25 protein-coding genes and 1 riboswitch are annotated in these 21,772 nt (G+C 32.9%); of the genes, 12 read left to right on the forward strand and 13 right to left on the reverse strand.

Features of this window, described 5'->3' with window-relative positions:
• Nucleotides 1-15 precede the first annotated feature (15 nt).
• Nucleotides 16-504, reverse strand: a complete 489-nt coding sequence (locus tag I5818_RS18100) for a PCYCGC motif-containing (lipo)protein (protein ID WP_071977284.1) — start codon at nucleotides 502-504, stop codon at nucleotides 16-18.
• Between the two features lie 434 nt (nucleotides 505-938).
• Nucleotides 939-998, forward strand: a riboswitch (Fluoride riboswitch).
• Nucleotides 999-1,145: 147 nt separating this feature from the next.
• Here I5818_RS18100 and crcB (I5818_RS18105) point away from each other — a divergent pair.
• The 6 genes from crcB (I5818_RS18105) (at nucleotide 1,146) to I5818_RS18130 (ending at nucleotide 6,080) form a co-directional block, all read left to right on the forward strand.
• The gene (crcB, locus tag I5818_RS18105; protein WP_071977286.1) at nucleotides 1,146-1,556 is read left to right on the forward strand and encodes a fluoride efflux transporter CrcB; all 411 of its coding nucleotides are present in this window, start codon (nucleotides 1,146-1,148) and stop codon (nucleotides 1,554-1,556) included.
• Complete coding sequence (gene crcB, locus I5818_RS18110; RefSeq protein WP_071977302.1) at nucleotides 1,556-1,915, forward strand: fluoride efflux transporter CrcB; 360 nt, start codon at nucleotides 1,556-1,558, stop codon at nucleotides 1,913-1,915. Before crcB (I5818_RS18105) ends, crcB (I5818_RS18110) begins: the two co-directional genes overlap by 1 nt.
• A 228-nt stretch (nucleotides 1,916-2,143) precedes the next feature.
• On the forward strand, nucleotides 2,144-2,737 hold the full coding sequence (locus tag I5818_RS18115) for a MarR family winged helix-turn-helix transcriptional regulator (protein WP_071977287.1): 594 nt from the start codon (nucleotides 2,144-2,146) through the stop codon (nucleotides 2,735-2,737).
• A gap of 552 nt (nucleotides 2,738-3,289) precedes the next feature.
• A complete protein-coding gene (locus tag I5818_RS18120) occupies nucleotides 3,290-3,892 on the forward strand; it encodes a DUF3231 family protein (protein WP_078110960.1) in 603 nt (200 codons plus the stop codon).
• A gap of 9 nt (nucleotides 3,893-3,901) precedes the next feature.
• Complete coding sequence (locus tag I5818_RS18125) at nucleotides 3,902-4,303, forward strand: DUF3231 family protein (RefSeq protein ID WP_235849759.1); 402 nt, start codon at nucleotides 3,902-3,904, stop codon at nucleotides 4,301-4,303.
• A 358-nt stretch (nucleotides 4,304-4,661) separates the two neighbouring features.
• The gene (locus I5818_RS18130) at nucleotides 4,662-6,080 is read left to right on the forward strand and encodes an NAD-dependent succinate-semialdehyde dehydrogenase (RefSeq protein ID WP_071977288.1); all 1,419 of its coding nucleotides are present in this window, start codon (nucleotides 4,662-4,664) and stop codon (nucleotides 6,078-6,080) included.
• A 272-nt stretch (nucleotides 6,081-6,352) separates the two neighbouring features.
• Here the strand turns inward: I5818_RS18130 and I5818_RS18135 are convergent, their stop codons facing one another.
• On the reverse strand, nucleotides 6,353-6,541 hold the full coding sequence (locus tag I5818_RS18135; RefSeq protein WP_071977289.1) for a hypothetical protein: 189 nt from the start codon (nucleotides 6,539-6,541) through the stop codon (nucleotides 6,353-6,355).
• 355 nt (nucleotides 6,542-6,896) lie between these two features.
• On the opposite strand from I5818_RS18135, the gene I5818_RS18140 reads away from it, so the two are divergent.
• A complete protein-coding gene (locus I5818_RS18140; RefSeq protein WP_071977290.1) occupies nucleotides 6,897-7,349 on the forward strand; it encodes an SRPBCC family protein in 453 nt (150 codons plus the stop codon).
• A gap of 38 nt (nucleotides 7,350-7,387) precedes the next feature.
• On the opposite strand, the gene I5818_RS18145 is transcribed toward I5818_RS18140, so the two are convergent.
• The 6 genes from I5818_RS18145 to I5818_RS18170 all read right to left on the reverse strand — a co-directional run bounded on the left by I5818_RS18145 (nucleotide 7,388) and on the right by I5818_RS18170 (nucleotide 11,507).
• Nucleotides 7,388-7,684: a DUF4362 domain-containing protein gene (locus tag I5818_RS18145; RefSeq protein ID WP_078110958.1), complete on the reverse strand. Its 297-nt coding sequence runs from the start codon at nucleotides 7,682-7,684 to the stop codon at nucleotides 7,388-7,390.
• A 77-nt stretch (nucleotides 7,685-7,761) separates the two neighbouring features.
• Nucleotides 7,762-8,037: a DUF4362 domain-containing protein gene (locus I5818_RS18150; RefSeq protein ID WP_071977292.1), complete on the reverse strand. Its 276-nt coding sequence runs from the start codon at nucleotides 8,035-8,037 to the stop codon at nucleotides 7,762-7,764.
• A gap of 3 nt (nucleotides 8,038-8,040) precedes the next feature.
• A complete protein-coding gene (locus I5818_RS18155) occupies nucleotides 8,041-8,601 on the reverse strand; it encodes an ATP-binding protein (RefSeq protein WP_071977293.1) in 561 nt (186 codons plus the stop codon).
• An 86-nt stretch (nucleotides 8,602-8,687) separates the two neighbouring features.
• Entirely contained in the window at nucleotides 8,688-9,173 is a 486-nt protein-coding gene (locus I5818_RS18160; RefSeq protein WP_071977294.1) for a YjdJ family protein, read from the reverse strand.
• 354 nt (nucleotides 9,174-9,527) lie between these two features.
• Nucleotides 9,528-10,034, reverse strand: coding sequence for a hypothetical protein (locus I5818_RS18165; RefSeq protein WP_244975350.1), 507 nt, complete (start codon nucleotides 10,032-10,034; stop codon nucleotides 9,528-9,530).
• 417 nt (nucleotides 10,035-10,451) lie between these two features.
• A complete protein-coding gene (locus tag I5818_RS18170; protein WP_058005008.1) occupies nucleotides 10,452-11,507 on the reverse strand; it encodes an ATP-binding protein in 1,056 nt (351 codons plus the stop codon).
• Nucleotides 11,508-11,768: 261 nt separating this feature from the next.
• Between I5818_RS18170 and I5818_RS18175 the strand changes: the two genes are divergently transcribed.
• The 3 genes from I5818_RS18175 (at nucleotide 11,769) to I5818_RS18185 (ending at nucleotide 14,629) form a co-directional block, all read left to right on the forward strand.
• The gene (locus I5818_RS18175; protein WP_058005007.1) at nucleotides 11,769-12,239 is read left to right on the forward strand and encodes a hypothetical protein; all 471 of its coding nucleotides are present in this window, start codon (nucleotides 11,769-11,771) and stop codon (nucleotides 12,237-12,239) included.
• 105 nt (nucleotides 12,240-12,344) lie between these two features.
• Nucleotides 12,345-13,166: an STAS domain-containing protein gene (locus I5818_RS18180; RefSeq protein ID WP_071977295.1), complete on the forward strand. Its 822-nt coding sequence runs from the start codon at nucleotides 12,345-12,347 to the stop codon at nucleotides 13,164-13,166.
• A 365-nt stretch (nucleotides 13,167-13,531) separates the two neighbouring features.
• A complete protein-coding gene (locus I5818_RS18185; protein WP_058005005.1) occupies nucleotides 13,532-14,629 on the forward strand; it encodes an alpha/beta hydrolase family protein in 1,098 nt (365 codons plus the stop codon).
• A gap of 129 nt (nucleotides 14,630-14,758) precedes the next feature.
• Here the strand turns inward: I5818_RS18185 and I5818_RS18190 are convergent, their stop codons facing one another.
• The 4 genes from I5818_RS18190 to I5818_RS18205 all read right to left on the reverse strand — a co-directional run bounded on the left by I5818_RS18190 (nucleotide 14,759) and on the right by I5818_RS18205 (nucleotide 18,116).
• A complete protein-coding gene (locus I5818_RS18190; protein ID WP_058005004.1) occupies nucleotides 14,759-16,366 on the reverse strand; it encodes a DUF4179 domain-containing protein in 1,608 nt (535 codons plus the stop codon).
• Nucleotides 16,353-16,895, reverse strand: a complete 543-nt coding sequence (locus tag I5818_RS18195; RefSeq protein WP_058005003.1) for an RNA polymerase sigma factor — start codon at nucleotides 16,893-16,895, stop codon at nucleotides 16,353-16,355. Before I5818_RS18195 ends, I5818_RS18190 begins: the two co-directional genes overlap by 14 nt.
• Before the next feature lie 365 nt (nucleotides 16,896-17,260).
• On the reverse strand, nucleotides 17,261-17,833 hold the full coding sequence (locus I5818_RS18200) for a GNAT family N-acetyltransferase (protein WP_058005002.1): 573 nt from the start codon (nucleotides 17,831-17,833) through the stop codon (nucleotides 17,261-17,263).
• A 46-nt stretch (nucleotides 17,834-17,879) separates the two neighbouring features.
• Entirely contained in the window at nucleotides 17,880-18,116 is a 237-nt protein-coding gene (locus I5818_RS18205; RefSeq protein ID WP_071977296.1) for a hypothetical protein, read from the reverse strand.
• Between the two features lie 180 nt (nucleotides 18,117-18,296).
• Between I5818_RS18205 and I5818_RS18210 the strand changes: the two genes are divergently transcribed.
• A complete protein-coding gene (locus I5818_RS18210; RefSeq protein WP_071977297.1) occupies nucleotides 18,297-18,617 on the forward strand; it encodes a hypothetical protein in 321 nt (106 codons plus the stop codon).
• 241 nt (nucleotides 18,618-18,858) lie between these two features.
• On the opposite strand, the gene I5818_RS18215 is transcribed toward I5818_RS18210, so the two are convergent.
• Complete coding sequence (locus I5818_RS18215) at nucleotides 18,859-19,212, reverse strand: hypothetical protein (protein WP_071977298.1); 354 nt, start codon at nucleotides 19,210-19,212, stop codon at nucleotides 18,859-18,861.
• Between the two features lie 888 nt (nucleotides 19,213-20,100).
• On the opposite strand from I5818_RS18215, the gene I5818_RS18220 reads away from it, so the two are divergent.
• Entirely contained in the window at nucleotides 20,101-21,234 is a 1,134-nt protein-coding gene (locus I5818_RS18220) for an IS110 family RNA-guided transposase (RefSeq protein ID WP_209391796.1), read from the forward strand.
• Nucleotides 21,235-21,772: the final 538 nt, after the last annotated feature.

Consider the following 21,772-nt stretch of genomic DNA (forward strand, 5'->3'; position numbering starts at 1 on the left):
ACAGTCCCGGTTTTTTTATGCTTCAGGCATTGGTGTAGGCGTTGGTTTAGCATATCCTTCCTTATATTTTTCATCAATTTCTTTTCGAATGTCTAACATCGATTTTCCTTTTTGGTATTCAACCATTGATTCAGCAGCAATTTCTAAGCATACATCACAGTTCACACCATGTTCATCCCATACGATTGCACCATTTTGTTTATTCTCCTGAATAAAACAATCATAGTTATTCTCATGTCCCATTTCTCCACAGCCACAATAACAAGGCATATGTTCTAGCAATTCTTGATGTGAGGCAGCAGCTTGATAAATCGTTTGAATTGTTTCAGAGCTATTATCAAGAAAACTAGGTAAAATAGCGGCGCTTGCTGTTTCCTCCACTGGCATTGTGTGGCTAACCTCTTTTTCCTTTGGTTCTTTACTCTCATCACCAGAATTAGAACATGCTGAAATGATGAACATAACTACGATCAGTGGAATAATTAAGACTCTTTTCTTAAACATTTATTTCCATCCTTTCAAGGATAATCTTTCCTTTTATTTTAGAAACAATTATAGAAACAAACAAGTTCTCTCCTATGAATGACATAAAATCATCACAACTTGCTTTTTCCAAGGCTGTTGTCGTATCGTTTGTTGCTTTTGTAAAAGCCGAACTGCCGGCTTTTACTCCCAATAAAGGATTCTAGAGGTTCTGATGGAGATTGCAGCTCTTTCTCAGTAAAATGATGGGTGCAGCGATCCTCAGTTGATATTTAATAGTTATCACTTAACTTAAATCCAACAATGTTTGAGAAAAGAGCCTTTTCCAAAAGTTTATACGAAGCTGAAAAAGAGGATATTCATGAACCTTTATATAGTAACCTTTGCAGCAAGGATCTTATTAAACACCAAAAACACTAAACATTTTTACGCAATTATGATAAAATACAAGTAATTAAATATGCGGCGATGGAGTTCGCCCTTAAGTGCTTAAAGCTAATGACTCCTACCCTATTTAGGGTAGGAGTCTAATTTTTTTTAGGCAAAAATCATTCCTTTTATCGTATAAACTGGAATGAATGATTTATACTACGATTTCAACACTCCCTTTTCAGTGAGTATAGAAAAAAAAGAAACAAACGAATAATCTTCGAGGTGAGCAAATGAGCTATTTATTTGTAGGAATTGGAGGGATAATTGGTTCCCTTTTACGTTATTATATTGGTTTAAGTTCCGTTATATGGTGGTCCTCCCCATTCCCTATTGCAACATTAGTAATTAATTTAATTGGGTGTTTTGTCTTAGGTTGGTTTACAACCTATTTATCCAAATTAAAACTTTTTTCACCTGCCCTTTTAACTGGCTTTGGTACTGGGCTGGTAGGATCGTTTACAACTTTTTCAACCTTTAGTGTCGAGTCCGTTCAATTAATACAAAACTCACTATGGGGGTTTGCTATTCTCTATGTCCTTAGTAGTCTTTTCGGTGGATTATTTTTTTCATACTTCGGGTACCGTTTAGGAGACATATGTACAAAGAATCGATTACAAAGAGAAGGAGAAACATACAAATGATGGTGATTAACGCAATTGTGGTAGCATTTGGAGGCTTTTTTGGAGCCATTACCCGTTATTCGATCAGTCAGTGGATGAAAAAGAGAAAACCAACCTCATTCCCGCTAGCAACATTTATTATTAATGTAATGGGATCATTTCTACTAGGTTTCATTTATGGAACAGAAACAGGTGGTCTCCCCCTCCTTTTATTAGGAACTGGGTTTATGGGTGCTTTTACAACATTTTCAACCTTCAAGTTAGAAAATATTCAATTAATACTAAATAAAAAATGGAATACTCAAGTTATTTATTTAGTCCTTAGCTATCTTTTAGGGATAAGCCTAGCCTTTTTGGGAGTAATCATTGGGAAAATGTAATAAGCTAAAATTTCTCCATCATATTTTACGCTATTTAGGGCTGCTTAATAAAACTATGAGGTTACTATCTCTCGTTTTTTAGGAGCCTATTTTTTTTATAATATTACTGAATAAGTTTTGAGAGCCTAATCAATAATTAGATCATTTTAGTCAACATATTGACTTTTATTTCAGAAATGGTATTCTTGTTTTGTAAACATGTTGACTTTTTTTAGAAAGGAACCACATATGAATATCAATCTTTTACTAAAAGAACTGCATTTTATGCAGCAAAGTTATGCGACATTGTTTTCCGTTGTCAATAAAGTTCAATCTCACGGTGATGAATTTCTAGAGGATTTAACTTCTCGACAGCATATGGCTCTTATCGCCATTGCACATTTGCCCCTTGAACGTACCACTCTAATGAATATTGCTAAAAAGCTGGGTACGACAAAACAGAATGCAAACAAGTTAATTTCAAGTCTTTCAAAAAAAGGATACATAAAAACAGTTTCAAGCAAACTAGATAAGCGAGCGATTAATATCGAAATTACACCAGAAGGGAATAAAGTATTGGTTGCATGTTCGGAAAGATCCACGTATTTTTTAGCAGAACTATTTCATGATTTTACAACGGATGAAATAGAAACTTTTTGGAAATTATTAAAAAAGCTCTATCACTTTGATGGAGAAGAGCATGATGGTTTTGAAGAAATAGCAACGATCGAAGTTCAGGAAGAGGATACCCAAATGATCGATCGTTTTCAAAAACAAGTATTGACTGAGTTCTCCAGACGTCGGAATCGGGATGGGAAAAATGATGAATTCAACTGTAAATAATTTAATTGAGCAGAAAACGCTTGTTAAAAAAAAGATCAAAGAAAAATCCTATTACGTAAAACATTCAGTAAAGCATAGCATTCTATTTCTAAAGTAACTCAAAAGCTTCAAAGTAATAGGAAAACAAATCGGGCGGGAAATTATATTTCCATCCTTATTGCTCTATTTATCCTATATACAGCATGGGTCGCCTCTAGCCATTGGTTGTTTTGGCTAGGCATTGCAAGTATTTTAAGTAATAGTTTATTGCTCTTTATCAATTTGATAAAACATTCGTCTTATTAAGAGTAATATTTTTCTCTTAGGCTCTTTACTCAAACATTGTTGCTATTTAAGTAAAATGATAACTAATAAATATCAACTGAGGATCGCTACACGTTTCATTTTACTAAGAAAAGAACTGCAATCTCCATAAGACACACTAGAATCCTTTATTGGGAATAAAAGCAATCAAACGATACGCAAACAGCCCTTCTCTTAAGAATGTCGTGAATTAGTTATTATATCCTTTCATCTATTCGGGAATTATAGAAATATGGAGGGATATGAAAAATGAGCGATAAAATAAATATTGTGAAGCTAACGAGTGCTGAAATTTCAGCTCTTTGGACAACATATATGAACGATAGTGTAGCTAAATGTTTACTGACTCACTTTATAGAAACAAACACAGATCCGGAAATAGATTCAGTGCTTACAAACATTCAAAAGATTGTAAATAAACATATGGACAGGATCGCTGAGCTCTTCCAAAAGGAAAATATTGTTATACCTGAGGCGTTTAAAGTTGAAAAACATGTAATTCCGAAAGCTCCTAAATTATTTTCTGATGTTTTTTATATACAAAGTGCCTATCAAATGTGCCGGTTTGGGATTAGTTCTCACTCTACATTCTTCGCTAGCTCTGCAAGAGAAGATATTCGTTTCATGTTCAAAGACTTTATCGATGATGCGTCTCAGCTATATAATGATACCGTCGATAAATTGCAGCAAAAAGGAATTTTTGTTCGAATGCCTTTTATGACCTATCCTACCAAGATTGACTTTGTCAAAAAAGAAAACTTCTTGACAGGATGGCTTGGACGTAAGCGCTCCCTATTAAGTATCGAAGTCACTCATTTAATCACCAATGCCTATCAGAACGAAATTGGGTGAGCAATCACTATAGGCTTTTCTCAAGTAGCACAGGAACAAGTACTCCGAGAATATTTTAGTCGTGGCAAACAATTGAGCAAACACATCCTCAGTTCCATACGTGATGTTCTAGAAGAATGTGATATACCTTTCCCTAATATATGGGATCAAAGTGTAAATGGCTCAACAACTGCCCCTTTTTCAGATCAGCTAATGCTTTATATAATCGGCATCCTTTCAAATCTTGGAATGATGACATATGGTGCTGGATTATCGGCTACAATGCGTAGGGATATAAGTGCGATGTATGGAAGTTTCATTACAAAAACTGGTGCTTACGGTGAAGATGGGATGGCATTAATGATAGAAAAGGGCTGGATGGAACAGCCTCCCCAATTTATTGATCATGAAAAATTAGCAAAAGGAAAATAAAGTTGGATGAATTATAATTCACAGAGCTTTAATCTATACATTACAAATCCTCTATTGGTAGAAAGTGATAACTTCTATTAATGGAGGATTTTTTCATGGTCGTTTCAAAAATAGATTGACTACTAATAAGTCGTTGCAATTTTGATTATGATTTTTTTCTCTTTCCTTCTTCTATTTTGTATCTATTTTTTTCTGTAGTTTCCTGAAAAACATCTTCTATATAATGGATATAAATGCAAATGGTTTTACTGAATGGATACTTCCTTGTATCCTTATTTATAGAAAAGACTTCGAAAGAAATGAATCATATGTTTTTCTCGATAGGTAGTAGAAGTTTAACAGAATGGAGTGAAAAAGCATGGAAAAACAGTTAATGTATTGCAATGGCGAATGGATAGGAAGCGATAACCCTGTATTAGAGGTTACTAATCCTGCTACAGGTGAGGTCATCGCAACAGTGCCTTTTGGTGGAAAAAGAGAAGCACAGCTTGCCATTGACGCAGCAAATGATGCATTTCCTCACTGGGCTGCACTTTCAGCCTATGAACGTGGAGATCTAATTCGAGCATGGTATGACCTCGTTAAGGAACATGAAATGGAGCTTGCAAGCATCATGACCGCTGAACAAGGAAAACCGTTAAAGGAAGCACTTGGAGAAATTCAATATGCAAATGGTTTTCTATCCTGGTACGCTGAAGAAGGAAAAAGAGTTTATGGGGAAATGATTCCTGCCACACAGCGAAACAAACGACTGTGGGTTCAAAAGCAACCAGTTGGTGTCGTTGCTGCTATTACCCCCTGGAATTTTCCAGCTGCCATGATTACACGTAAAGTGGGTCCAGCACTTGCTGCTGGCTGTACGGTTGTCGTCAAGCCTGCAGAGCAAACTCCGTTAACGGCTTTAAAGCTTGCTGAATTAGCTGAAAAGGCAGGAATCCCAAAAGGCGTTATTAATGTTATTACAGGTGATCCGAAGGAAATTGGTGAAGTATGGCTACAGGATCCCAAGGTGAGAAAACTTACTTTTACTGGTTCAACAGAAGTAGGAAAACTGTTAATGCGCGGCTCAGCAAACACTGTTAAAAAAATTTCGCTTGAACTTGGTGGACATGCCCCTGTCATCATAACTAAAAATGCTGATATGAATAAAGCGGTTGACGGTGTAATTGCTGCTAAATTTCGTAATGCTGGACAAACATGTGTCTGTTCAAATCGAATCTATGTACACGAAGAAATTCTAGATGATTTTACAACTAAATTTACTGCGAAGGTAAAAGAGCTACGGATTGGGAATGGAATGGATGAAGGAACAGAAATTGGTCCTTTAATTGATGAGGCAGCGATTTCTAAGGTACAACAGCATGTATCGGATGCTGTACAGAAAGGGGCAAAGATTGAAACGGGTGGTAACTTAGAAAACGGATTATTCTACCAACCTACTGTCCTTTCAAATGTAAATGATGAAATGCTTTGTATGAGAGAGGAAACTTTTGGGCCACTTGCTCCTATTGCTTCCTACACAAGTGAAGAGGAAGTAATTAGACGAGCAAATGATTCCATTTTCGGTCTGGCTGCTTACGTCTTTACTGAAAACATCTCAGAAGGCATCAGAATTGTCGAAGGTTTGGAATACGGTATCATCGGATTCAATGATGGTCTCCCTTCCACCCCTCAAGCTCCTTTTGGTGGTTTCAAACAAAGTGGACTTGGGCGTGAAGGTGGTCACCACGGAATTGAGGAATATTTAGAAGTTAAATATGTTTCATTAGGATTTTAATAGAATAATAGCCTTATTTATATGTCGGTCTTAATACTATTCATACACTCACCTCTTTTTTCCATATTTGTCGTGAGTGTATGAGTTTAAGACTGCATTCCCACATTGTCTCTATAAAGTGAAATTTTTCAATATATTAATTTCATATCTCCCGTCGCTTTTTTTATTTTGAACTTCGACCAATATCGTCCCCATTGTACCTAATGGTGATTGATCGAGCCCTTCGAAGATTTCTTGTCTTTCTGTAATCCTTAATTTTTTATTATAATACTTCATATATACTGTTTTTTTGCCATCCACTTTATTATACAATGCTGTCGAAACTCTTTCTCCACTTTTAATTTTTTTAAAGTAGGCTCCTTCGCATTATCACCATCAAATGTAATAGTTACATTCTCTAAGGTTTCAATGGTATTATTATCAACATATACAACAGGCAAGGTTTGCATCCCCATAAACATATATATCTCCCCTTTATTCACTTTTTTCTGTTAGTAAAAATATACGAGGAATTCGCATTGTATGTTTCACAATTTTGAAAAAAATAAAGCGCTACTGTGTTTCCTATCGAGTCATAATTAAAGGCTCTTTTCTCAAATATTGTTGCTTTTTAAGTAAAGTTTTAACGAAGAATTGTCTGCTGATGACCACTACACCTTTCATTTCACTGAGAAAGGAGCTGCAAACTCTATAAAAATCGTTGATTCCTTTTAGGTGTAAAAGCCGGCAGTAGGGCTTTTACAAAAGCAACAACTACTCTAATACAGCCTAATTAAAACAATAACTATCCATTACTATATAAAAGGATGGAAAATCATGCCAATTATTAAGTATTCGATTTATATTGAAGCACCTATAACTATTTGTTTTGATTATGCTCGAAGTGTAGAAGTACATATGAAAACCACTAGAAAAACAAGTGAACGAGCAATTGGCGGTGTTACTACTGGTCTCTTGGAAAATGGAGATACAGTTGTATGGGAAGCTATACATTTTGGAATTAAACAAACATTGACAGCTAAGATTATAGAAATGGACAAACCACATAAATTTATCGACATTATGGTAAAAGGAGCGTTCCACTCGTTTATTCATACACATGAGTTTGTTGAAGAAGGGAAAGGTACGATTATGATGGATACCTTTGACTATCAATCACCCTTTGGAATACTCGGAAGCATAGCTGATAGATTATTTTTAGAAAAATATATGCAGTGTTTCCTTGAAGATCGTGCAAAAGAATTAAAGAGAATTATAGAGAAAAAATGATTCAGATATTTGAATCATTTAAAGGTAATAAATAAATCTTATCTTTTATCTGTGCCTAGATAATAAGGTCTTTGAAAGCCACTACACTCCGTCAAAATATATTGATCATGATTATTCTCATCTTTCATCACTGATATTGATTTACAATGATGGTTTGTAATTGTATTTTCACCATACTTATCTCTTGTTGTATCTCTTTCCACTTCAAGAGATTCTCCATTGAAAGAAATATCACTGATGATAGGATCCCCTTCTGTAGTCTTTTCTCGAACATTGTTGATATTTAAGTAAGTTATTACTAATAAACATCTAGTGAAGAATGCTATTCCCATCATTTCGTTGAGAAAAGAGTTCCAAGCTTCATCAAAACCGCTGAATACTTTATTAGGTGTAAAAGCCGGCAGTAGGGCTTTTACAAAATACCATTATAAGAAACAGCCTTTGTATAGGAAACTACCCTTATCTGATCTTCTTTCTCATTCCGTACATTCCGAATAAAATCTTTAAGTCTTGCTACATTTTCTATTCCTTTATATGAGCTTACTATATCTGTTGATTCAGGTACGAATGGATCTTTATGAGATGGTGATTTGGTACAACCAAAGAATACAAGGAAAACAAATAGGATAAGCATTAAATAAACCTTTTTATCACGCATAGAGAAATACCTTGAATTCAATTTGCCCATACCTTAACAACCTTGTGCAATATGAATAATTTTTTGGGTGATAGAATGAACTTCCTCTGGGTTTTTAATGATAAATAAGTGTTCTGCTTCTCCCTCTATTGGATCCATTATGTCACTTCTATTCGACTCCGCTTGTTGACGAGTAAGTACCTCTTCAAATGTAGAAGCACTCCTAAATATAGCTGTACTTCGCTGAGTGGTAGATACTCGCTCTTGAAGAACATGATCTGGAATATCAAAATGAACGAGGATACGAATAAATCCCTTTTGCTGAAAGTAATGAAGCAAATCCAAGCGGCCTTTGCGGGAACGATTTGAATTACAAATAATAAGATGATCATTTGTTTGATTTACCGCATAATCAACAATTGTTTGAGTAATAATGTATTTGATCGTATTCGGCCCTTTATTAGGTATTAAGCCCCTATAATACTTGTTGATGAATTCAGCATGATTATCTTGGTCAATGACAAGTGAATGAGGCAATTTTTGCTCTAAGTATTTAGCAAAAGTGGTTTTTCCGCTATGTGTTTTGCCTACTGTTATAATCACAAACCTTTTCATATACCTTCACTCCCCTTAAAGAAATTAATGCTGTCAATTGAAATATTTTCAACTATAACTTCCATTTCGAACACTTAACGAGCAACCTAGTTTATCCTCCTTTTCACCTTCATTCGATTGAATCGCTCAAAATAACTCATCAGTCCAATTCCTAAAAAAAAGAAACCAAGAGCTAAGAAAAGTTTAAACATCATTCGACCTCCAACGGTTGGTGAACTGGAAGTAAAATAACTAACTAAAACGCATGAGCCACCTATAAAAGTCAAAAAATAAGCAAACCATTTTTTCCTTTGCTTCAATAAACGGTGTCCAATGATTATGAACAAATATAAACTAGTCAGCAGCATAATGATTGGGAAGGTAGGTTGAAATTTTATGGCATATACAAAATAATCTAAAGGAAGTATTTCGTTTGCATAACTAACTCCCCCCTTTACCAGCTGTGTAAAAGGTGTAGAGTACCTCCATTCCCAAGGGTTATCCATTATTTCGCTACCTTCATACCATGCGGCAATACTAGAGAATATAAATAAAGTACTTGCAATACCGATTTGAACGATAAAAGAAACCACTTTTACTTACCTCCATTCACTATGTAAATCGTTCTTAAATTATATCATTCCATTGTATGTTATTTGAATAATTTACTTCATTTTCCACTTTGTTGATAATTATTCATTAACACCTTACTAATTAGCAATAAAATTTATTTTCACTAAGCTTGACAAAGGTAGCCTGAGTTAAGTATCAGCTTACTAATAGTCCCTTCCATCAAGTAATTGCCATACCCTTATTCATTATTTCATTCTCCTTTCTACATACTGAGACGTAAAATAGAAAAATAAGTCGCAAAAAAAGTAGAATTTAATTTCTACCTAATTTTTTAAAGTAATTTGTCAGTTTACAAATTTTAAAACACAGTTTTATCATTGTGAATAGGCCCGTATCATTTTTTCAACATATTCTTGTAAGCTCGTATATGCTGAATCCCCTTTTAAATATTGTTCTACCACGTTCAAAGGTAAAATAGCTCTATCTTTCTTTTTAGAGTAGAGGAGAGTATATGGCCTAGTAGTTTCAGCCACACAAGCAAGTGACTTAGAATGATGATAAACAGAGTTGAATTCATACCAAGTAAAATCCTGATTGATAGTCCTTTTTATTACTTCACCAATATATGCACCAATGCGATTTACCATATTATCAAGAGCTTCATTTAACAATACAGTACCCTTTTCGGTTTTCATTAGTTTTTTTGTATACAAATCAATATATTGAATACTTTCAATCGTGAAATCTAAATTTCTTTTTGTAAGGTTTTCTTGATCCCATCCTTCTTCTGAAACATCTTCATACATTAATTTCGCTATTCCCTTTAGATTGTCTTTTACTAATCCTTTTGATCTGAAATAGACAAACACTAGATTTCCCAAAAACAAACCTAGGCAACTGAAAAAAGTTGATGAAAGGTTTAACTGATGTTTAAATATTGCGCTCAACAAGATGCAACATAAAAATATACAAAAATAATATAGCAGATTCTTAATTAATAATTTCATTTATGTATCCTCTAAAATTTCATTGAAATGATATTTCTTCCTTTTATAGTAATTGTTTGATTCATCTCTTTCATCTGGTAATTTCACCCTAATGACTATTCTACATTTCGTTCACAATAATAAAAAACGTTTGGCAGTAATCTCCAAACGTTTTTCCGTAATAATTTACATATGTTAATTGTATTTATTATCTAAGAATGAAAGCTGTTAGAAAAATTATTTGCTACTATGTAAAAGATGAACTTAAAAAGATATATGTATAAATAAATTAATTGATATAAAAATGAACTTTTATGAAGGGTATAATGGCAACTGGATGGTAAAATTTGTTCCAATTCCTTCTTTACTTTTCACCATAATTTTCCCTTTATGGCTTGAGATAATATTTTGGGTAACCATTAAACCTAGACCTGTTCCTTCCTTTTTGCTAGTAAAGAAGGATTGTCCAATATGATCTAATTTATCAGAAGGAATCCCTATTCCATTGTCTCGAATATTCGTATAAACATATTTATCATCTTTATTAATATTTATGATAATTTCTCCGCTCTTATTAATAGCCTCGAGTGCATTTTTGATTAAATTAACAAAAACTTGCTTTAACTGAACCTTATCTCCTAGGACAAAAAGCTTTTTATATTTTCCCGTATAAATATTAATATTTATCTTCCTTTTAAATGCTTCCGTACTAAATAAATTTACTGATTCATTTAAGATATCAAACAGGCTTTCAACTTGCCATACGGTTTCTTTAGGTTTTGCCAAAAATAATAATTCATTGGCAATATCCTCAATTTGCTGAATTTCTGTTTCAATTATATCTATGTATGTGTTATTAGCTATTTCTGCTTTTAATAATTGCAGAAATCCTTTAATAGCAGTGATGGGGTTACGGATATCATGTACAATACCTGCTGCTAATTCTCCAATAAGTGATAATTTTTCTGTTTGCATGATAAGGTGCTGAGCATGTTTTTTTTCGGTTATATCCCGTACAACAATTTGGGACATCATCTTATTATTTGAATGTTTATAAGGTATGGCCATTATTTCTACATCAATTTCTGAACCATCTTTTTGAAACATTTTTTGTTCCATTAATGGAGCAATCTCCATGTTTTCTGTCACTCGTCTTAGTCTTTCCTTACATATGGAATGAAATTCGGGATGTAAAAATTGATCGAATCTTTTACCAAGGATCTCATCATTTTCATTATATCCTAATAACAACTTACTTGCTTTATTGGCATAAACAATGATTCGGTCATCTAAAATAATATTTGCATTTAAACTTCCTTCTATGATTTGTTGAAAATCAAAATTCATATTTTTCATGATTATTTCCATTGATTAACCTCCTTTGCAATTTATTTATATACCCAAAATAAATTTAATTAAACATTATTACACAGCCAAATCAGAATAATATCATTATTTATTCATTTCGAATATTAACTTGATTTTTTTCAGACCTATTCCATTAGTTGTTCTACCAATAGTTACATTTTTGAAGGAAATTTGATTAGGGCATATTAAAATAGAAAATAAACTCTCGAGAGATGGAAGTAAATTTACCCGTAGAATAATTAATTAGGGGGTTAGAGTAATGTGGCAAGACAAAAACCAACAGAAGCATTATTATGGAGTATCGCTTTCCCAGGATTCGGTCAAATTATTAATGGTAAGTATGTAAAAGGACTTGTTTTTTTAATATTGGAAGTATTAATTAATGTCAAAGCTCATTTTAATGCGATTATCATATTGAGTTTTCATGGAGAAATTGAAAAATCCATTGCACTGGCAAATTATGATTGGCTCATGTTTTACCCATGTTTATATTTCTTTTCAATGTGGGATGCATTCAAAGATGCAGGTGGTGGCAAAAAATCTTATACATCCATCATATTTGTGTTCACCGCATATACCGTTACAGTTGGCACAATATACTCATCAACATTTACATTATTCGGCCAGTTATTTGGTCCGATTTGGTTACCGATTTTGTCTGTTGTACCAGGGATAGCCATTGGTTGGGCAATCAAAGCATTACTAATTAGATTCAAAAATAAGGTGGAATAATAGTCTTTGTTATAACCCCTTTCTTATTTAAATATTAATAATATTCCCTCCAAAAGAATAAAGATATATAATTAATTGGTAACTTTGATTTGGGGGTGGAAAAATATGCATAGAAATAATGATTTGTATAATTTTTTATTAAATAAAATCAACCAATTAACTGAGGATTGGTATGACTCATTAAATAAAGATGATGATAATGGTGTTTATAGTTCCAATAATTCTGAAGTTATAAGGAAATTAAAAAGGCAAAATAATGATTTCCATAAGCACTTATGCAAAGTATTTATTGAAGAGGAAGCAAAATTTTTTAATTCCTTTGAGGAATGGATCAATGAAGTTGCCTATGATGAAGAGCATGTAAAAACTCCTATTAACAGAATAATAAGGGAGTTTTTTCGAGTGCAGGATCAATACTTCCATTTAATAGAAGAGTTTATATCAATAAATGAAGGGGAATATAATCATTCGCAAATTCATTCCTGGCATTTAGTCATTATTAAAGCTTTTAGTAAAGTCATTGAAAAATTTACTGAAGCAAATAATAAAGCACAACAAGATACTATTCGTGAATTGAGCACCCCAGTAATTTCACTAAACAAGAATAGTGCTCTACTACCTTTAATCGGAGACATTGACTTTGATAAAAGCTTATTAATAGAACGTACACTTCAAAAGTGTGCACAGAACGGTATTCAAACACTTTACATAGATTTATCAGGTGTACATACAATTGATGAAGAGTCTGTCTATCATCTCTCCCAATTAATCGATGCCCTACAACTAATCGGTGTAAAAACGATATTGTCTGGCCTCCACCCTAAAATAGCTATGGCTGCTATTCACTTAAATCTGCCTTTAAATAAGGTAACAATCAAAGCTTCCCTTGCACAAGCCCTTGATGAAGAAAAAGCTGTTAATTATTAAAGGGTAAAAGGGGGGTCTGACCCCAAATTCTTGTATCTAATACAGAAAAGCTATATGTATTCTAGATATCCCGGGTGGGGGTCTGACCCCAGATTGGCTTCTTTCCTACTTCATTTTCCCCCTTTTTTAATTTCCTTTATCATTCTAATATTCATGTGTTTATGAAAATTAATTAGTAATAATGGATGTAGCATGGTTTTAAGCTATGCTTTATTGCAATCTTGTACTAATCCACATCTATTTTTGCTGTTTTATAGAAGGAATATGTAACTATTTGTGGAATTTTTACAAAGCTATGAGTCTCTAGAATTGTGAAAACAAAATAAAGTATATTCTTATATATATATATATATGGGGGAATTTTTATGTTCACTAATTTAAAGGTTGGTAGAGTAGTTAAAGTTGTAGAGGATACAAGTCGAAAAGAGATATATACAAAAGGTAGAGGATCGCGCTCTTTTCCTATCAGCATCTTTTACCCAGCATTAGAGAATACAATAACTGACATAGAAACAAATCTTATCTCTCTTTTCTCCCCTGCCATTCAAGAAGCAATAGACATCTTTTCCAATGTAGGGATTCATATTGAAAAGTTAAAAGAGGTTATTATTTCTGTTAAAGATCATGCGACTCCTATTCCAAATACTTCATTTCCGGTCGTATTATTTTCTCCAGGATTTGGGATCGATCGAGATTTGTATCTTGAGATCACAACAGCATTAGTCCAAAAAGGATACATTGTTGTTGCAATTAGTGTACCATATGATAGTTTCTTAACGGTCTTTCCTAATGGAGAAGTTATCACACAAGCAGAAAGACATCCAAATGACGAAACACAGATCAAAACTAGAATGCAGGATGTACAATTAGTAGTGGATTCTTTAGAAAAATGGAACCAGGAGAAATTTTTCAATGGATTATTTGACACCGATAAAATTGCCGTATTAGGCCATTCACTAGGTGGAGCAACCGTTTTCAATATTGCTGCTATTGAAGAACGTATACGATGTGCCATTTTATATGATGCAAGTTTGCATTTAATCGATCACAAGATGCCTAATATCCCCATTCTGAATATTCGTCAAGAAGCCACTTCTTATGAAGAGTATCTCGATGCAATTTTAGACGAAGATGACGAAGAACAGAGCAAAAATATTGCTAAACGCTATATCAAGAAACAAATGGAAATGTATGAGCATTTACCTAAAAGTAGCTCATTTATAAAAGTAATCGGTGCGAAGCATTTATCATTTTCAACGATTAGTAGGCTTATCTCTGATGAATCACCTGATGTAATGAAGTCCATTCAAGAACTAACGATAGCATTTCTTCAGGAATTCTTAAGTGGAAATAGTGGAGTGTATGAAGACAGGATTAACGATCAAAACAGACCGACTAATTGTATCAAATTCGATGGAAGTGGATTACCTATTGGCAATGGCGAATCAAATGTCATTAGGTAATTCCGGGAATAGCGATGATTATTTGAAAGAAATTGTCCATGAATCTTGATTGACCAAGTATTTTCGGGACTCTTTCCATTGAATGAGTCCCGAAATGAATGATCGTAAGAGCTAAGTTTATTACATGGTTTATTTAAGAATAACAGTTTTCGGACGTTCCTCGTAAACTGTAAATAAAAAAATATTTAAAGTAAGATCTTTATCCTTTATATTTTTAAATGTTTCTACTTGATTATTATGTCGATGCAATCCATCCTCGGAACGCTTATCAGCAAAAATCCTTTTGTCCTTTTTATAAATGACACTTTGTGTAATCCCACCAAAGCGATTGTCATTACTTTCAGACTCTACAATCAAATCATTACCCTTAGAATAATAAGTAATTTCTATTGGAAAACCTTTTATTTCAGTGTGAATGGTATTTGGTTCATTAGAAATGTTTGTAAGGCGTACTTTGTCTTGTTTTCCCCCTTTATAACTAACTCTCGCATTATTGAAGGATAGTGAAATTTGTTTACTTTTTATATTTTCTAATACTCCCTGAGTTTCAAAAGAAATATAGCCTTCACTATCTATATATCCTTCCAAACTTTCATCTCCAATTTGCAAAGTTACTTCATTATAATTAATAAAAACTTCATTTGATTCACTATTACTATTTTTCTTGTCAAAATATATCTTCACTCTACTTGGAGTGATGACTAAGTTTTTCAATTGAAGCTTCTGGATCCCCATATCAATTGTTTTGTTTAATTTCATCGTATAGGTAGATTTTTTTGCAAGATTATAATTATATTCAAATTCCAGCTGCCACATTTCAGGATAATAATTGCCTCTATCATTATATGCTAAACTCATTTCTACATTATCCAGTTCATTTTTATCCAGCCTGAATGATTCACTGAGTTTTAGAACATTCGGTTGGGGACGTTTATATACTACTCCTGAACTTAAAATGCGTTTATCTTGAAAACTAAAAACTAAGGAAGCATGATCGATATTATTTTTCTCTTCTAATTCAATAAGATAATCTATTTGATACTCCCCGTTACGATATTCATTAGAAATGAACTTGATTTGAGATATGCCGTCTTGATTTATTGGAATCGTTTTTGTATCGTCCTGAATCAAAGATTTAAGCTTTACTGTTTTCGTTTGTATTTCGGAAAGACCACCAATTTGGAGAATGACTTTACTATCCGCTGAAATCTCTTTATCAGTATGCAAGTAGCCGACTAATTTATCATATTTTTTATTATAAACTACAGTTGCATCAAGCTTCTCTTCTTTTCCATCTTCCATTATTAACAGTGCATCATCAAACCCTGCTGCACTTATTGAATGATCATGATCGATATCTAAGCTAATATTAATAGTAGTACCATTTTCATCCGAAACGACATTATGCACCTGTAACACTCCGAGTCCATTTTTTGTCGTTTTGTTGATTTCTTGTCCGAATCCATTTTCTAAAGAGGTAATAATTCCATTTCCATTTATATCTCGCATCCATTCTAAAAGTTCATTCGAGTATTTTGCCAATACAGGAGTAGTTGTTAAAACGATAGCCATTAATATTACAGAGATTACAAGCTTTGGCTTCATTAAACGTTTAGTTGTGGCCTGATCACCCTTTTGAAGATTAGAAACAACTTTATTCCACATTTTATTTTCATTAGGAATATCAATATTATCGTTTTTTACTTTTACCTTTAATAGATCCTCAATACTTCTCAAGTCCATTCCTCCATTCAATGAAAAGATTTTTATCCTCCTGAATTAACTTTTTAATTAATTGTTTTCCTTTAAAATGTCTAGACTTTACCGTACCTTCGGGGATCTTTAAAATATCTGCTATTTCTTTATCTTTACATTCATGAACATACTTTAATACCATGACTTTTCTTAAGCGAATAGGTAGTTTATTCATTAATTCAACTACTTCACTGTTACTTTCACTCTTTTCGATTTTTTGTTCGATAGTTGGGCTGTCCCCAAAACGCATGAATGTAAGAAGTTGAACAGTTTCCTTTAATATCATTCTTTTATTTCTCTTTAAATAATTTCGTGACATGTTCATGGCAATACTAAGTAGCCAGGATTTTTGATTTTGAATCGCTTGAAAATCCTCACATAATGCTTTAGTAAAAACGTCCTGGCATAGATCTTCCGCATCATATTTATTTTGAACCATATAATAACAAGCTCGAAAAACATCTTTATAATAAGTATGAAATAGCTCCTTCCCTTCATTAACTTGTTCCATTAATCCACCCCCCTATTTTATTTTTAAAGCTCTTCTCTAAAACACTTGTTAAATATCCTTGCTGCATTTCAACTGTAAAATCTCCCTTTCTGATTTTCCTATATACAAGAGACTTTTATCGTTGTTTACTATTACTAAGAATTTCTAAGATTAGAATCGAGACTTGAAACCTGACTTTTTAAACGCAGGAATCTATGAGAAAAGAGCCTTTTCTATACAAGTAACAATTTTATTGATTAAAACGTTCATTTTAATTAATAAAATTTTACTGAAGGCAAAAAAAAGCGCGATCTCCTTGTTAAAGGGATCGCTTCCATTTATCGATAATGGATTATAATTTCACCTCTGATATACCAATGAGAAGCTTATAAATCTAGATACCATATAAATTGAATTTCATCTTTTATTTCAGCATCTTTGTAATAGGCATATTCGTCTACTTTTCCTAATATCGCACCATGTTTATGATAAAATTTACAAGCTGGAACATTATTATTTTGGCACTCTATTTTCATTTGCTTTAATCCATTTGATTTAGACCATTCAACAGCCTTCTTAAATAATTCTGTACCTACACCTTGTTGCTTATATCTATCATCCACTCTAATATCCCATAGCACACTCATATCATCTCGACCATCGAGCACTTCAACATCTTTTGTTTTTGAAGCTATAGTCACAGCACCAATAGGTATATCATTATCAAATGCCATAAAAAATGCCCAATTAGAAATATCGAAACTTTGAGAATAGTTTATTGCCAGTTCATATACACCTAAATCTTTTATGTACTCTTTAACTGGGGTTTCTTTTAATAGAAATCCTCCTAATCCATTGTCAATCTTTTCTATACTAAATATACTCTTTACATGTATTAGCATAGGAATCCTGTCATATTCATTTAAAAATGATTCATCAATTTCTCTATATGTAATCAACTATTCATCCCCTCCCATCAATGAATCATTTCTGGTTTGGGTTTATTCAATTCTTTGTTGTTTTGCCTATTTTTTGAGACAGAATATAGGAAGCTGTAGCAGTAATCAATATTATCAGTAGTGGCATTGCAGAAGTTCCTCCAAACACTACCTCTTGAGGATGATTACCCTCTAATATCGAAGGATCTGGAGTATATACTGCAGTTAAAATGAGACCTGATATTATTTGTAATACCGTATAAAACAATAGAAAACTAACGATAAAAATAATATATTTTTTCATATACACCCTCCTTTTTTAGAATTATTTGTAATTTTAGTTTATCATACTAATTGTTTATAGCATGATTAATCCCTTATGTTTTTTCGTTTTGATATAGTTTTCTTTAAATATTTTTACTTTTTTGAATACACTTTCCATTTTATGCTATTATTGAGAGTAAAAGGGGGGATGAATTAAACGATGAAAAAGTTATTAACGATCTTCGCTACATTAATCATTTTATTCATACTCAGCTTCGGAACAGCGTATTTTACAAATACAAAAGTGATAGACATTACATTTTTTGTAGGTGTAATAGTTACTGTAGTTATTTGGTTCTTTTCTTCAAAGGGAGGTATAACCAGTCATAGCTTAGATATGCAAGTTCAATCGACGACTGGATACAAAATTGAACAACAAAGATATAAATTTTCACCTACTATTACATTCCTCACATCACTCATTTACACCATCATTTCTTTAATTGTATTACTAATCTATTATAGAGATTATTTGCTGTGATTCATTATCCATATGCTCTTGTTAACCAACAGGAATAGGAATGAATTAGCACTAAAAGATCATGATAAATAGCGTCTTTTGCTAAAAGGAGCTACCATAATTACCTTAATAAACAAAATCTGGTTCAGAATTATGTCTCAAATTGTTTATTTATTAAACGGGATTAGCGAGTATTGGAAATACTCGCTTTTTATATTAAGTCATGCATAAGAAGGAAAATTTAATTATCATACATGAATGTTTATTTAGTGAAAATAAAATCTTTATAGAAAATAAACGTTAGGATGCCTGTAATAATTGTATAGCTCAGTGCTAAATAAAATGAGGGTGTTGCTCGAAAGCTCCTTTCCACTTTATCCAATTTGGTCCAAACCTCTACTTCGAGTTCATTATCTTCATTACTGCTTTGCAGTTTAGAATTAGTGAGCTCTGAAGCAAAACCACCTGAAGAATTAAAAAAACTGATAATGATGGTTGCTAAAAGTCCGGTTAGAAAGGACCAATCAAGAAATGAACTGTTGAATAGTTTGGCAATCCCCCAATTAGCCAAAAGGATAAGACCTAATGTAATAACTGACCAAATCATTTTTTTCATGGTCTGCCCCCTTTATTTTAATATGATTATTCTGTAGTACAAAATTGATAGAATAAAGCTTGCGCACTCTTCTATTCCCTTCTGCTCTCTCTTTTTAGTATTTACTTCAGTTGCAGATTTGTCATTTGGTAATCTGATAGTAGTTTATGAGTATACAGTAATATTAATTAGGTTTTTTATTAATATATCAGTTATTATATGATTAATATACCAAAATTTCCTTTATTTTCAAAATACACCACAATGCAACATGGAAATAATTTTATTAAAAATGTTACAATCCATTCGGAAAACATTCGAAAATATTCCATTCCAGTAGGAAATAAAACAAATTTTAAGGATAATTTTGTAATCTTCCTGCCACTGTCAGCATTGAAAATAACATGATTAACTTTGGTTTAAACTCAGTTAAGTTGAATAAAACAATACTTATAGGAGCAAAGGTTCATAATTCTAAGGAGATGTTTGGTTGTTATATTTATCTATCATATTATTTATTTTAGTTGGAATTTATTTAGTTGCATCTGGAATTAATATGTTTTTTAAGGCTCTTTTCTCAAACATTGTTGCTATTTAAGTAAAGTTATAAGTATTAAATATCGACTGAGGATCGCTAAACTTTTCATTTTACTGAGAAAACTTTCATGATCTTTCGCTCTCAACCCAGAATGAAAATGGGTTCACTGCCCCATAATGTAGATACCACAAACAGTGAGTATATGACGTAGCTCTTATTGGTGGTTTTACCCTGTTGAGAAAACTGTTGGAATGAATTTGGTGCACAACCCATTGTTAGCTCTCTCATTTCGAGAGATGACTACGAACAGAAAAATGTTTAATTTCAAATTCATTCCACTGTTTGTGGAATATTTTCAGAAGGTGGAGTGAATGGAAACATTGCACAAACGATGTGCGGGCTTAGATGTTCATTCGGAAACAATAGTTGCCTGCGTCATTCTTGGAGAATCAGAGACCGACTTGGTTAAGGAGACCGAAACATTTCCTACTTTGACGAAGGACCTGTTTCATCTTCTTAAATGGCTTGAGGAGAAGGAAGTAACCCACATCGCAATGGAAAGTACAGGCGTCTACTGGAAACCTGTATACAATATCTTAGAGGATTTCTTTGATATTACTTTGGCAAATGCTCAAAGGATTAAAAATGTCCCTGGAAGGAAAACAGATGTTTCGGATGCTGAATGGATTGCTAAATTATTAAGACATGGCTTAATAGAGAAAAGTTTTGTCCCTTCTGAAGACTTTCGAAATTTAAGAGATTTGACTCGCCTCAGAAAAAAATGGATTGGACACATGACATCCGAAAAAAACCGAATCCAAAAGGTACTAGAGTCCTCAAATATTAAATTAAGCACAGTTATTTCAGATGTATTTGGAGTATCAGGACGAAAACTGTTGGAACAACTCATGAATGAAGGTTATATCGACCAAGAAGATGTCGAACAAAAAATACATGGAAGAATGGCCCATAAAAAGCAATTGATTACCGACTCACTATTTGGAACATTAAATGATCACCAGCTATTTCTTATTAAGCAATCTTGGATGCACATTGTTAATTTAGAAGAATTAATATCAGATATCGAGAAAAGAATCGACGTCATTTTATCCAACTATCAGGAGGAAGTACAGCTTCTGATTACAATGCCGGGAATTAAGAAAGACACGGCAGCTGTTATCATTGCGGAAATAGGAGTAGATATGGGACAATTTCCAACCTCTAAACATCTTGCATCATGGGCAGGATTGTCGCCCGGAAATCACGAAAGTGCCGGAAGGAAAAAAAACACTAAAACGGTTAAAGGAAATCCTCATATTAAATCTGCATTGTGTGAGGCTGCGTGGGCTGTTTCAAGAAGTCGGAAACAAAGATTAGGAATCAAATATTGGTCACTAGCTGCAAGAAGGGGAAAGAAAAAAGCACTCGTTGCCATCGGACATCGAATGCTAACTATTGTCTATCATATGCTTCAGAATAAGGAACCCTACCACGAGTCAACTTAAATTAGCATTATAGACAAACAACAGAAAAGTTAAACGAGAAACCGAAAAACTCGGTAGCTCTGCTTTCCTATTGCCCAAATTAAATTATTTATAGCTTGCACAATTTTAATCAAGTTTAAACTCAATAAATTATTCTTAAAGGCGGAGTTTTATTTTCACAGAAAAGAGCTACAATCTCCATAAGAACCGCTAGATCCTTTATTAGGAGTAAAAGCCGGTAGTTGGGCTTTTACAAAACAACAACTAGACGAAAACAGCCTTTTTAAAAGAGAATAAAAAAGATAAAAAATGGTGGTACTACATAATTGGTATTTTAGAGGTTATTTTAGATATTATATCAGATCCAATTACTAGTGTAGGGTTTCGTATTTTTTTTGGAGGTTTATTTATTTTAGCTGGATTGCTGTTATTACTGCTTTAATTTATTATTACCAAATGATTAAGTAGAATAACACCTAAAGATAAGTAGTGATATTGTGGAAGAAGTTTTTTCAGGTATATTTGTTTTTTACTATGAGTGTAATTTTACTATGGACTG

The organism is Heyndrickxia oleronia (assembly GCF_017809215.1).
Taxonomy (GTDB): domain Bacteria; phylum Bacillota; class Bacilli; order Bacillales; family Bacillaceae_C; genus Heyndrickxia; species Heyndrickxia oleronia.